Below are 12,620 nucleotides of genomic sequence, written 5' to 3'. Positions count from 1 at the left end.
GGAGCTATGTGTTATGGAACGATTTAAGCTGCCGAAGGTAAAGCTGCCGCAGTTGGTGCTGCCTGAAGCGATAACAAAGGTGCTGGAGGAAGCGGAGGTCAAGCTAGCCCACCGCCCGAAGCTCCAGCAGCAATTTCGCAATTGTTTCCCCAATACGCTGGAAACGACGACGAAGCTGATGGATGACGGTACGACCTTCGTCATTACGGGCGACATTCCCGCGATGTGGCTGCGGGATTCGGTGGAGCAGCTCATCCACTACGTGCCTTTTGCCAAAGAGGACGCGGCATTGCAGCGGCTCATTTCTGGACTTATTAAGCGTCATATGATGTACATTGCGATTGATCCATACGCGAATGCTTTTAATGAAACGGCGAATCATTGGCATTGGGATGCTAATGACGATACGGAAATGTCCCCTTGGGTGTGGGAGCGCAAATTCGAGCTGGATTCGCTATGCTTTTCGATACGCCTGTCCTATATATATTGGAAGGAAACAGGGCTCACTGATATTTTTGACGAGCAGTTCAAACAGGCGATGCGCTCTATTGTGAACGTTTGGAAGACGGAGCAGCGCCATGCCGAGCAATCTGCATACCGGTTCAAACGCTCCAACTGCCCGGCCATCGACACGCTGCGCAATGATGGACGCGGGATGCCGGTCAACTATACGGGCATGGTGTGGTCGGGCTTCCGCCCAAGCGACGACGCCTGCGAGCTGCATTATAATATCCCGGCGAACATGTTCGCCGCTGTCTCGCTCGCCCAAATGCAGGAGATGGCGAAATGGGTGTTCCGCGACGAAGCGTTTGTGCGGGAAATGGCGAATTTGGAGGAAGATATTCGCCATGGCATTCAGCTCTACGGGATGTATAATCACCCAGTTTACGGAAAAATTTACGCTTATGAAACGGATGGTTTCGGGAATTACTGCCTATTGGATGATGCGGGTACGCCAAGCTTGCTCTCCATTCCTTACATTGGCTATACCGATGTTCATGATCCTATTTACCAAAACACGCGGCGCTTCATCCTGAGCCGAGAAAATCCTTATTATTATGAAGGAAAAGCGGCTAAAGGGATTGGAAGTCCTCATACGCCGCCGGGATATATTTGGCCTATGGCTTTATCTATGCAGGGGCTGACCGCCGCAAGCGATGAGGAAATGCTGGAAATCATTAAGGTGCTGGAAGCGACGGATGCCGATACGGGCTTTATGCATGAAGGCTTTCATGCGGACGATCCTCACCAATTCACTCGTCCATGGTTCGCATGGTCGAACAGCCTGTTCTCGCAGCTTGTTTACAAGGCAATGGCAATGGGGATTTTGGAGCAGAAATCATAGGGGTACGCTGGCTGATGCTGTTAGTTGCCTAAATCCTTGGGACACTACAGCTCATGTGCTCGTTAAGGGGAATCAAATATCCGGTTCAACAGGAGGCCAATTAATCGATGAAACTAACGAATAAAATAGGTGTAATCGTAGACAGCTTCGGGCTAGGGGTACGAGAGGGACTGGCGAAAGCCAAGGAAGTCGGGGCGGAGGGCGTACAGATTTATGCGGTTAAGGGAGAAATGGACCCGGAAAATTTATCGCCTGCGGCCCGCAAGGAATTAAGAAGCTACATAGAATCACTTGGTTTGGAAATTTCTGCGCTAGTCGGCGATTTAGGCGGTCATGGCTTCGGGGTTGAGGAGGACAATCGCTGGAAAGTGGAAAAATCGAAGCGTATCGTCGATCTGGCGCTGGACCTCGGTACGACGATTGTAACGACGCATATTGGCATCGCTCCACACGATACGTCCTCCGCTGCGTTTCATACGATGCACTCCGCTTGCGAGGAGTTAGGCCAATATGCCAAAAGCGTCGGAGCCTACTTCGCCATTGAGACCGGCCCCGAAACGGCAGCGGACTTAAAAGCGTTTCTCGATACCTTGTCGACGAACGGCGTATCGGTTAATTTTGACCCGGCGAACATGGTTATGGTGACGGGCGATGATCCGGTTCAAGGCGTTCATTTATTGAAGGATTATATTGTCCATACCCATGTGAAGGATGGCATTCGTCTTAAAGAGGTTGATCCGAGAGATGTATATGGAGCGGTCGGATATGCGCCTATGGATCATGAGAAAATCGCGGAGATGGTTTCTTCCGGCTTGTTTTTCCGCGAAGTTCCGCTCGGTGAGGGCGGAGTCGATTTTAATCGCTATTTTCAGGCGCTGCAGGATATTGGGTATACGGGTTACTTAACGATTGAGCGTGAGGTAGGAACGCAGCCGGAGTTGGACATTCGTAAAGCGGTTGATTTTATCAGGAAATACAGATAAGGAGGGGAGCTTGAAAAATGAAGGTGGGCCTCAGCACGTATAGCTTGTTAAACGATTTGAAATCCGGAGCGATGACGGTTCTGGACGCTGTCGATTGGATTGCCGAGAACGGCGGAGAGCATATGGAGCTGGTTCCTTATGGCTATACGGTAGAGGATAATCATGAGCTGGCAGACGCCATTCGCGAAAAGGCGAGCTCGGCAGGCATCCTATTGTCCAACTACTCGATGCCTGCAAACTTTGTCCAGGATACAGAGGAAGCTTTCGCCGCAGAAATGGAACGGGTTAAAAGACATGTCGATGTCGTGCACCGGATGGGCATCACCCATATGCGCCACGATGTAACGGCTTTTACGCTGCCCAAGGAAAACATGTCCATTGCCTGGTTTGAGGAAAGCTTGCCTCTAATCGTCAAAGGGAGCCGAATCATCGCCGATTACGCCGCACAGTTTGGGATTACGACTACAATCGAAAATCACGGCTTTAGCGTTCAGGCGAGCGACCGAGTACAGCGCGTCCTCCATGCGGTAGACCGCCCCAACTTCAAGACGACGCTCGATATTGGCAACTTTATGTGTGTAGATGAGAACCCGATTATTGGGGTAATGAAAAATTTGCCTTATGCGTCTCTGGTTCACTTTAAGGATTTTTATTTCCGTCCCTATGACGAGCATCCCGGTGATGGCGTATGGTTTACGACAGCGCATGGCAATTTTCTGCGCGGGGCCATCGTAGGGCATGGGGATATACCGATCCGTAAAATCGTCAAGCTTATTAAAGCTTCCGGCTATGACGGCAACATTACGGTAGAGTTCGAAGGCATGGAGGAATGCAAAGCAGCTTCTAAAATCGCGATGGACAATCTGCGCCGATTTTGGGATGAGGCGTAAGCCAGAGGTGATAGCTGGCAGGCAAACAGACTATAGGGACCTGTAAAGGGCCGACGTTAGACTAAATAGATACGTGTTGAGCGAATTAATCCTGCTAATTGATAGCGGGATTTTTTTTGCGTTGGGATGCTTGTTTTAATAATTGAGAGATTTTGCTTTTATAGAAGGGATGCTTGTATAGTAAGAGAGTGGATATAGAGGTTTGAGAGAAATAGGAGGAAATCAATTGAGCACACAAAATATTGGTGTACCATTAGAGGGTTTTGCAGAATTCAGCCGGACGGTAGCCGCAGAAGGCGCCGTATTATTGAAAAATGAAGGACAGGTGCTTCCGTTTAAGGATGGCGACAACGTTGCTATTTTTGGCAGAACCCAGGTTAACTATTATCGCAGCGGTACCGGTTCGGGCGGCAGCGTTCATGTTACTTATACAACAAATCTGCTGGGTGGGCTTCGTGGCAAAAAGAACGTTGCTGTCAATGAATCACTGGCCGCTGTCTATGAGAAATGGATTGAGGAAAATCCATTCGATAACGGCGGAGGCGGCTGGGCGGCTGAGCCATGGCATCAGAAGGAAATGCCTTTAACGGGTGAGCTGGTGTCGGAGGCAAGAGCCCAATCGAACAAGGCGATCGTGGTGATTGGACGTACAGCGGGAGAAGACCAGGATAATGCTGATGAGTCCGGAAGCTACCAATTGACGGTGGAAGAAAAAGCGATGCTGAAGCAGGTGACGGCTTATTTTGAACAAACCGTTGTTGTGCTCAATGTATCTAACATTATAGACATGAGCTGGCTGAACGATGAAAGCTACGTGCATCCCATTGCGAGTGTCATTTACTCCTGGCAGGGCGGCATGGAAGGCGGCAATGCAATTGCCGACGTGCTGGCTGGAGATGTGACGCCAAGCGGCAAATTGACGGATACGATCGCTTATTCCATCAATGATTATCCATCGACCCGGAATTACGGCAATGAATTTAAAAACGTTTATGAGGAAGATATCTATGTGGGATATCGTTATTTTGAGACGTTTTGCCCGGATAAGGTTCAGTTTGAGTTTGGTTATGGCATCTCGTATACCTCGTTCGACATCAAGTCTGAGGAGGCCAAGCTGGTCACTAAAGCAGGAGAGCAATACGTTGAAGTCGACGTCAACGTAACGAATACGGGATCCACCTTCGCGGGCAAAGAAGTGGTGCAGGTTTACTACGAAGCGCCGCAAGGCAAGCTGGGCCAACCTGCTAAAGCGCTGGTCACATTCGGGAAAACTAAATCGCTTCAGCCAGGCGAATCGCAGCGCCTTACGGTGAGCTTCCCTGTTTCTGCTATGGCTTCCTATGATGACGCTGGTGTGACGGGACATTCTTCCGCTTATGTGCTGGAAGCGGGCACTTACCGTTTTTATGTAGGTACGAGTGTGAAAAAGGTGGCAGAATTAGCTGTCGAGGGTCAAAACGGCTACGTCGTGGAGACTCTTCAAGTCGTAGAGCAGCTGCAAGAAGCGATGGCGCCGACAGAAAGCTTTACGAGAATGAAGCCGGGCGCTCGCAAGCAAGACGGCTCTTATGAGCTTAGCTCCGTAGAGGTGCCGCAGCGGAAGATTTCTATGGCCGAACGGATCGAGACCAATCTTCCTGCAACGTTAGCGCAGACGGGCAATCAGGGACATACGTTAAGAGATGTTTTTGAGGGTAAAGTCGGTATGGAAACGTTCATCGCGCAGCTTAGCGATCAGGATTTGGCGGCAATCGTCAGGGGCGAAGGCATGAGCAGCCCGCTCGTTACATCGGGGACGGCTTCGGCTTTCGGCGGAGTCAGCGACCAGCTGTTCAACTATGGCATTCCCGTTGCTTGTACAGCAGACGGTCCTTCCGGCATTCGGATGGATAGCGGTCAGAAGGCGACTCAGGTCGCAATCGGCACCTTGCTCGCGGCAACGTGGAATACGGAGCTGGTTGAAGAGCTGTATGTGATGGAAGGTCAGGAGCTATTAAGAAACAACATCGATACGCTGCTGGGGCCCGGCCTAAATATTCGCCGCAGTCCGCTTAATGGGCGGAACTTTGAATATTTTTCGGAGGATCCGTTGATTTCCGGGGTGTTCGCAGCAGCATGTACGAAAGGAATTATGAAGGGCGGCTCTAACGCCACGCTGAAGCATTTTGCCTGCAACAATCAGGAAAAGCATCGCAGCAAGGTAGATGCGGTCGTCTCCGAACGTGCCCTTCGGGAGATTTATCTGAAAGGCTTTGAAATCGCCGTGAAGCAGGGCGGCGCGAATTCGATTATGACCTCCTACAATCCGATTAACGGACATTGGGCCGCTTCCAACTATGACCTGAATACGACGCTTCTTCGCGGCGAATGGGGCTTTAAAGGTATCGTGATGACGGATTGGTGGGCGATTATGAACGATGTCGTCAATGGCGGCTCAGCGGATCGCAAATTAACGAACTGGATGGTTCGTGCGCAGAATGATCTGTATATGGTGGTGCCGAACTACGGTGCGGAAATCAATGGCTGGGATGACAATACGATTGAATCGCTTGAAAATGGCACTTTGACCCGCGGCGAATTGCAGCGCTCTGCTATGAATATCTGCACGTTCATTATGAACGCGCCGGTATTTTCGAGAAAACACGAAATCGTAGAGACGGTTGAAGCGTTTAAGGCGAATGCTTCGCTTGGGGCGGCTGCTTCATCAGAGCAAGTGCAAATACTAACCCAAAATGCACAGGTGAAGCCTGCCGCGACGGGATCGAGCTTTATGAAGGTGGATCAAGCCGGCCAATACCGGATTATTGTCAGCATTATGTCTCCAGAGCCGGAGCTTGCTCAAAGCGCATGTAATGTGACGCTGAATGATCAACTGATGACGACGATCCAAACGAATGGAACCGAAGGCAAATGGATCAGACAGAAGCTTGTGAAAATCGAGCTGGAAGCAGGCTTCTATGAATTGAAGCTGGAATTCATCAAGCCGGGGTTGCAAATTGATTGGATTGAATTTAAACAGGTTTAGGGTGGATCTGGAGCTAGGCTGATTGCGTATAGAGGTTCAAATATACATGTGAATAAAGTCGGCTTACATGAACTTGCTAATCTCTTTCTAAATAGAGGAGATTAGCAAGTTTTTTATTTCATCTATAAAACTATTTCTTCTCTTTTCTATTCATTTCCTTGGCCTCCCAGAAAAGGCCTGTCAAAATATCATTAACCCGCTTTTTATCCGCTGCATTCATAGACACACCATCGAACATAATTTCATGTTCCTCTTCAAGCATTTTCTTAAAATCTAAAATATCCTTAGAGCTTGCCCAACTAGGTATATGGTCAGATTCTATGCCAAGTATATGATCAGCTGTACTGCGAAGCTCTGTGGCTAAATCTCTAATAATGTTACCGGGAGGTACGGCTCGCCCAGCCTCATAATTCGAAATATTAGTTCGTTTCATTCCAAGTATCTCCGCTAGCTCTTCTTGTGAGATTCCTCTTTTTTCCCGGAGAGCTTTAATACGCATACCCATTTCTTTTTTTTGAATGTCATCCAAATGAACCAACTCCAAAAAATGATTTTAAAATATATTGCGCCATTTTAATTGACGTGTTAGTATAACTTAATGTCAATTAAATAAACGTAATTGAAGTGGGGTGAAGAGATGCAAAATAAGAGTAATACTGTGAAAAGAATGGTATTTAGCAACTATCGTAAAAGCTTTAAAAAAACACAGCGCGAAGTTGCATTCGCAGTGGGAGTTACTGAGAGTCATATTCGGCATATTGAGAATGGAAGAGCTAATCCCGACGCCAAGCTGCTATTTAAATTAGTTAAATATTTTGGAACAAATGCGGAAATGTTATTTCCCGATTTGGCAGATCAAGATATTGAGTTTGCTGGCAAGTAAACCAGCAGCAATATTTCCTTCATTATACACAGTCAATTTAATTGACGCAAATTGTTTTTTTAATAAACCTTATTTTTTTAATTTTCACGTCAATTAAATTGACTTTTTGATTACCGTTACAGTAGAGGCGCATGAAGTCGAGAACAACCGTTGAGAAAATAGGAGGAACGATCAATGATTAAAGAACTTAAACTTAAAAAGGGGACTTTTCAGCATGTGGAAAGTGAGTTTTATGCTTATCAGGATACCCAAAAGGAAATTGTTCGACTGAGGAATGAAATTTTACATGGAAAATATAGAGAGGATGAGAATATTGGCGGAGGCAGAAGTAATTTGCCTGATGATCCAACAGGCCGTGCGGTGCTGCTTTTAACCAGTCATAAGAAACTAGAACAGCTGCAAAACATTGTTGATGCTATTGAAACGGTAGTCGAAAGGCTGCCTATAGAAAAGAGAGAGCTTATTAAGCTTCGTTACTGGACGAGATCACAGCCTTTAACTTGGGATGGAACGGCTGATCATTTGCATGTCAGCCGAAGGCAAGCGCTGCGTTGGAGAGATGAAATCGTAAATGCTGTCGCAGAAACACTGGGTTGGAGATGAGTTGGCACTATGATGGCACTTTTGGCTTAATAAACCGTGTTATTATGCTAGTGTGGTAATAAAATAAAGGGGCTGATGCAAGTCCTATATTCATTATCACGGGTCACTCCTAACCGAGTGGCTTTTTATTATTCTATATTCTATTTTGGCAAAAATGAACAAGGAGTGAGGTGATATGTAGTGTCTCTTACAGCTAGACAAGCCCGCTTTATAGATGAATATCTCATTGATTTAAATGCTGCTGCTGCAGCCCGACGTGCTGGTTATAGCACGAAGACAGCAGGGGATCAGGGATCCAGACTACTAGCTAATGCTAATATCCAAGAAAAGCTTCAAAAACGAATGAAAGAACGAGAGCAGCGTACAGAAATTACACAGGATAGAGTTTTGCATGAGTTAGCTAAGATCGGATTTAGTGACATGCGAATGTTTACAACATGGGGAAATAACGGTGTATCGCTTATTAATTCAGAAATGCTCACGTCTGATCAAGCAGCATGTATAGCCGAGGTCAGCCAGACCATTACGGGCTCCGGCGGCAGTGTGAAGTTTAAGCTGCATGATAAGGTAAGTGCCCTTGAGAAGATCGGCCGTCATCTCGGCATGTTTAAAGACAAAGTCGAGTTAAAGGGGCAGCTGGTCCATACTCACAGTCATAGTCATGACTTGAGGAAACTCAGTGCAAAGGAGCTGGCAGAACTTGAACAGATCATTGGAAAAGCTGCCGACGCTGGATGAGATCCGATGTGCCCGGGCATATGTTGATTTTAGCTACTTTGTAGACTATGACAGTAAATTTCATGACGGGGATGGAAAACATCTGGATGTGCTGGATGAGACGCTGGTCAAGGTATCATTAGGTCAGCTAAAAAGAGTAATTATTACTATGCCGCCGCGACACGGAAAGAGTGAACGAGTTAGTAAAAAATTTCCAGCCTGGCATCTTGGAAGAAACCCGGCAGATGAAATCATTTTGGCCTCCTATTCTATAGATTTGAGCCGAGGTTTTTCGCGAATTGCCCGCGATACGCTAATGGCTAATAAAAATGTATTTGAAGCCAGTGTCGATCCCGTTAACAAATCTGCAGAATCTTGGGGAATTGAAGGTTATCGTGGCGGTGTAACCGCCGCTGGTGTAGGCGGGGCAATTACAGGCAAAGGCGCAAAAATCGCTATCATTGATGATCCAGTAAAAAATGCGGAGGAAGCGGACAGTGAAACCATACGTGAGAAGATCTGGGATTGGTATACGTCAACCCTTTACACTCGTTTAACACCAGATGGGCGTATTATTGTCGTCATGACTCGCTGGCATGAAGATGATCTCGTTGGCAGGCTTCTCAAAAAAGAGGCGGATGAGCTTGCAGAAGGGAGTCATCGTGGGGAACGGTGGACCGTCATTAATTTTCCAGCTTTGGCGGAAAAAGGGGATTATCTAGGCAGGGAGGAAGGTCAACCTTTATGGCCTGAGTTTGGTTTCGATAAGCATCGTATGGAGCAGATCAAAATGGATGTTGGATCAAGGGTATTTAACGCTCTTTATCAGCAGCGCCCAAGTGCGGCTGAGGGGAGTTTTCTCAGGCGTGAGTGGTGGAGATATTACGAGAATCCCCCGCCTTTTGCATCGCTCCTTATTTCTGTGGATGCGGCCTTTAAGGATGAGGCCGATAGTGATTATGTGGTTATACAGGTCTGGGGGAAAAATCAGGCCAACATGTATTTGGTCGATCAAATTAGAGCGAAGCTCAATTTTCCCGCTACGATACAAAGCATACGCAATATTTGTATGAAATATCCTGATGCGGCAGTTAAGCTGGTTGAGGATAAAGCCAATGGCTCGGCAATCATTCAGACGCTGCAAGGGCAGATAGGCGGCATTGTTGCCGTTAATCCGGAAGGCGGGAAGATTTCAAGGGTGAATGCTGTATCAGCCTACATTGAATCGGGGAATGTTTATTTGCCCAGAAAAACATGGATAAATGATTTTGTTGAAGAAGCTGCCAGCTTTCCAAATGGAAAGCATGATGACCAAGTAGATGCGATGAGCCAAGCGCTCCATCGCTTTATTTATTTTGGCGGCAGCTTGAAGCCCGCAGATGATAGTGATAATAGCATAGAAGCCCGTATTAGACGAAACATTGCAAATCAAGGGAAAAAGAAAAAGAGGGGAATACAGCCACTATGAATAAGGAACTGCTGATAGTCGTTCTAATTAGCGCAATGCTACAGATAGGGTTATTAATATTGCTGCTTCTGCATACGGAAAGATTGGGAAATGTGTACGAGCGAGCAAACGCTGATTTGTCTGAGCGTTGGGCTAATGAACGAGAAGCATGGGTGCTGGAGCGTCAGCAGCTGCTTGATCGTATTCAGGCACCATCCTTTAGCGAATTCAAGCATGCGGAAGTCAAATTAATAAAGGCAAAGCTGGGAATGACGGAACCAACACCGCTTGAGCCACTTTGAGGAGGATAGGAAGGCATGAATTTATTTAAATATACATGTGGGTTTGATGAGCGTTATGGGGCAGCCGTAAATGCTAGAGATGCTTATGAGCGTCGCGCGGAGGTGGACCCGACCTTTGGCTTTATCGAGGTTAAAATTGAAGAGGTTATCGTTCCTCATCACGTCATTACCATTAGGCCGACAGGAGATAAAGCTGGAAGCAATGATGCTTTTTTTCAGAATATGGAACGACCGGAACTTATAGAATGGCTGAAGGCTAACCATGTACACTATGTACCGCAATGGGGCGACCAGCGTCTGCGAGAAGCGGCGCTAGCAGCTAAAACACAAAATTAGGAGGGCATGAGCCGTGTCTAAACAAAGCAACAATACGGAGGCTAACGTAGTAGGACAAGAGTCGAAACGGCTCACTCCTGATCGTGTTGATCTATTATTTAGAAGTGCTGAAAACTGGACGGATATTCGCCAACAGCTGGTCAACATTAATTATTACCTTGGCAATCAGTGGATAGGCTGGAATAGTGGCGAGCGTCGTGTGCAGGCTATGTCCCAGCAGGCTGGAGAGACGAGAGTTACTCGAAATAAAATCAGGCCAAGAATTATGACTTTGCTTGCCAAGCATATAAAAAACAAACTCAAATTTGATGTGATCCCTGGAAGCAAGGATCAGACCGACATTGATGCTGCAAAGGCTGCAGACAAATATATGCATGTGCTGTGGCAGGAGCTTGATTTAAGTAGGAAAACGAAGGATATGTTCCTCTATATGTTGATTCAAAAGCGCTGCTGGGTCAAAACCTGGTTCGATAGTGAGGTAGGGATTGACCTTACACCCAACGAAGACGAGCTAGGTTACGAGGAATGGGTAAAAGGTGGAGGTAAGTCTGTAAATGAAGGTGCTATTCGCGCACGAGTATGTGACCCTTTAACGATATTCGCAGACCCAGCGGCTACTACAGAAGAAGAAATACGTTGGATTATCGAACGAAAGGCCCGCGATGTAGATGAAATTTATGAAGAGTACGGCGTACAAGTCAGCCCTGATGCAAATATAGATTATCTCAATCGATATGACATAGCTAAAATGTCGACAGATGGGGCAGGCGCTCATAGCAATAGGGGGCTGCAAAATCAGGCTGTCGTTTATGAGCTTTGGTATAAGCCCTGCAAGAGATATCCTGCAGGGGCGAAAATTACGGTTTGTAATGGTCAGGAGCTTGACTATAGTGAAAACTCTGGAGAGCTGCCGTACCAGCTGTTTGGATATATACCTATCCCTGGGTCTATTCAATACGATGCCATTGTAACGGATATGCTGGCTCCACAACGGGAAATTAATGTTTTGCGCTCAATGGTTGCCACACATGCCCGGAGACTAGGCAACTCGATGTGGCTTAACCCGTTGGGTAGTGGAGTAGATGAAGAAGAGTTAACTAATGAAATTGCCGGTATTATTTCTTACAACCCTATCAATAATGCTAAGCCGGAACGGATACACGCCCCGGATATCCCCTCGTTCTATAGTCAAGAGCTTCTCCAAAATGCTATTGATTTGGATGATATGAGTGGAGCGCGCGAGGTATCACAAGGGAGATTACCTGCTGGACTGGATACTCTTGGCGGCTTAGAGCTTATGGTAGAGCAGGAGAATGAAAAGCTGGCTGTGGCCTCCCAAAACTATGAGCAAGGAATGAAAAAGGTCATGCAGCGTATTTTGAGGTTGCTTAAGGCCCATTATACGGAGGAACGCCAGTCCAGGCTGCTAGGTGAGGATAATGAAATTGAGTTGATCAGCTTTAGCGGCTCTGATTTAACGGGATTTGAGGACATTAACATTGTTCAAGGCTCCAGCTTGCCAGAAATGAAGGCGGCGCAGCAGGAGCGTGTGATGACAATGTGGGGAGCAGGGGCCATTATCAAGAAGGATGGGACACCTGATACGGCCAAGTTATTGCGTCTTATGGGGATGGGGGATTCTACTGCATTATTTGAGCAAGAGGCGCTCGACAGCAATAACGCAAAGCTTGAAAATAAAGCTTTTGAAGATTTGCAGAATAATGCTGAGTTTATGCGGATGCTTAATATGTACAATGAGCAGACGCAGATTATTCAGCAGCAGCTTCAACAAGCGGGTATACCGCAAGAGCAGTGGGCGCCATATATGCCTCCGAAGCCCCCAGATGTACCGAACTTATGGGATAGCGATGACGACGAGGTGCACCTTTACGTCCATAATACGTTTCGTAAATCAGGCCGTTACCGTGAAATGCCGACAGAGCTGCGTTCGCTTGTAGATCAGCATTATGAGGAGCACGTAAGCCGGCTGAATGCACCTTTATTGGAAAAGCAAGCTTTGGCTGAAGCTAAACAGCAGCAGATTGCACAGAGATTATAGAGGTAAATAATATCAAAAGTAAAAGGGGGA

The 12,620-nt window shown here is 46.9% G+C and carries 12 protein-coding genes; 11 read left to right on the top strand and 1 reads right to left on the bottom strand.

Annotated elements, in window-relative coordinates; genetic code table 11:
• The first annotated feature begins 13 nt into the window (after positions 1–13).
• The 4 genes from WH37_RS17200 (at position 14) to WH37_RS17185 (ending at position 6,243) form a co-directional block, all read left to right on the top strand.
• Positions 14–1,345: a glycoside hydrolase family 125 protein gene (locus WH37_RS17200; RefSeq protein ID WP_046231824.1), complete on the top strand. Its 1,332-nt coding sequence runs from the start codon at positions 14–16 to the stop codon at positions 1,343–1,345.
• Positions 1,346–1,452: 107 nt separating this feature from the next.
• A complete protein-coding gene (locus tag WH37_RS17195) occupies positions 1,453–2,328 on the top strand; it encodes a sugar phosphate isomerase/epimerase family protein (RefSeq protein WP_046231823.1) in 876 nt (291 codons plus the stop codon).
• A 17-nt stretch (positions 2,329–2,345) separates the two neighbouring features.
• Positions 2,346–3,218, top strand: a complete 873-nt coding sequence (locus tag WH37_RS17190) for a sugar phosphate isomerase/epimerase family protein (RefSeq protein WP_046231822.1) — start codon at positions 2,346–2,348, stop codon at positions 3,216–3,218.
• A gap of 226 nt (positions 3,219–3,444) precedes the next feature.
• Positions 3,445–6,243 (top strand): glycoside hydrolase family 3 C-terminal domain-containing protein, encoded by a 2,799-nt coding sequence (locus WH37_RS17185; RefSeq protein WP_046231821.1) that lies wholly within the window; start codon positions 3,445–3,447, stop codon positions 6,241–6,243.
• Positions 6,244–6,373: 130 nt separating this feature from the next.
• On the opposite strand, the gene WH37_RS17180 is transcribed toward WH37_RS17185, so the two are convergent.
• A complete protein-coding gene (locus WH37_RS17180) occupies positions 6,374–6,772 on the bottom strand; it encodes a helix-turn-helix domain-containing protein (protein ID WP_052737039.1) in 399 nt (132 codons plus the stop codon).
• 138 nt (positions 6,773–6,910) lie between these two features.
• Between WH37_RS17180 and WH37_RS17175 the strand changes: the two genes are divergently transcribed.
• The 7 genes from WH37_RS17175 to WH37_RS17145 all read left to right on the top strand — a co-directional run bounded on the left by WH37_RS17175 (position 6,911) and on the right by WH37_RS17145 (position 12,590).
• Positions 6,911–7,126, top strand: coding sequence for a helix-turn-helix transcriptional regulator (locus tag WH37_RS17175; RefSeq protein ID WP_231594264.1), 216 nt, complete (start codon positions 6,911–6,913; stop codon positions 7,124–7,126).
• Between the two features lie 174 nt (positions 7,127–7,300).
• The gene (locus tag WH37_RS17170) at positions 7,301–7,729 is read left to right on the top strand and encodes a RinA family phage transcriptional regulator (protein WP_046231819.1); all 429 of its coding nucleotides are present in this window, start codon (positions 7,301–7,303) and stop codon (positions 7,727–7,729) included.
• A gap of 180 nt (positions 7,730–7,909) precedes the next feature.
• Positions 7,910–8,467, top strand: a complete 558-nt coding sequence (locus WH37_RS17165; RefSeq protein ID WP_046231818.1) for a terminase small subunit — start codon at positions 7,910–7,912, stop codon at positions 8,465–8,467.
• Entirely contained in the window at positions 8,430–9,914 is a 1,485-nt protein-coding gene (terL, locus tag WH37_RS17160; RefSeq protein ID WP_052737038.1) for a phage terminase large subunit, read from the top strand. Before WH37_RS17165 ends, terL begins: the two co-directional genes overlap by 38 nt.
• On the top strand, positions 9,911–10,195 hold the full coding sequence (locus WH37_RS17155; protein ID WP_046231817.1) for a hypothetical protein: 285 nt from the start codon (positions 9,911–9,913) through the stop codon (positions 10,193–10,195). The genes terL and WH37_RS17155 overlap by 4 nt, the downstream gene beginning before the upstream one ends.
• A gap of 15 nt (positions 10,196–10,210) precedes the next feature.
• Entirely contained in the window at positions 10,211–10,531 is a 321-nt protein-coding gene (locus WH37_RS17150) for a hypothetical protein (protein ID WP_046231816.1), read from the top strand.
• Between the two features lie 13 nt (positions 10,532–10,544).
• The gene (locus WH37_RS17145) at positions 10,545–12,590 is read left to right on the top strand and encodes a portal protein (RefSeq protein WP_052737037.1); all 2,046 of its coding nucleotides are present in this window, start codon (positions 10,545–10,547) and stop codon (positions 12,588–12,590) included.
• The last annotated feature ends 30 nt before the right edge of the window (positions 12,591–12,620 follow it).

Origin of the sequence: Paenibacillus algorifonticola (genome assembly GCF_000971975.1) — a bacterium.
In the GTDB taxonomy this organism is placed as follows: domain Bacteria; phylum Bacillota; class Bacilli; order Paenibacillales; family Paenibacillaceae; genus Pristimantibacillus; species Pristimantibacillus algorifonticola.
Note: the sequence above shows the minus strand (reverse complement) of the source record. Positions and strands in the feature narration are given on the sequence as shown.

What these genes read in the sequence shown, in the direction of transcription:
- WH37_RS17200 (WP_046231824.1), top strand. Translation starts at nt 14, where the DNA reads ATGGAACGATTTAAGCTGCCGAAGGTAAAGCTGCCGCAGTTGGTGCTG.
- WH37_RS17195 (WP_046231823.1), top strand. Translation starts at nt 1,453, where the DNA reads ATGAAACTAACGAATAAAATAGGTGTAATCGTAGACAGCTTCGGGCTA.
- WH37_RS17190 (WP_046231822.1), top strand. Translation starts at nt 2,346, where the DNA reads ATGAAGGTGGGCCTCAGCACGTATAGCTTGTTAAACGATTTGAAATCC.
- WH37_RS17175 (WP_231594264.1), top strand. Translation starts at nt 6,911, where the DNA reads ATGGTATTTAGCAACTATCGTAAAAGCTTTAAAAAAACACAGCGCGAA.
- WH37_RS17170 (WP_046231819.1), top strand. Translation starts at nt 7,301, where the DNA reads ATGATTAAAGAACTTAAACTTAAAAAGGGGACTTTTCAGCATGTGGAA.
- WH37_RS17155 (WP_046231817.1), top strand. Translation starts at nt 9,911, where the DNA reads ATGAATAAGGAACTGCTGATAGTCGTTCTAATTAGCGCAATGCTACAG.
- WH37_RS17150 (WP_046231816.1), top strand. Translation starts at nt 10,211, where the DNA reads ATGAATTTATTTAAATATACATGTGGGTTTGATGAGCGTTATGGGGCA.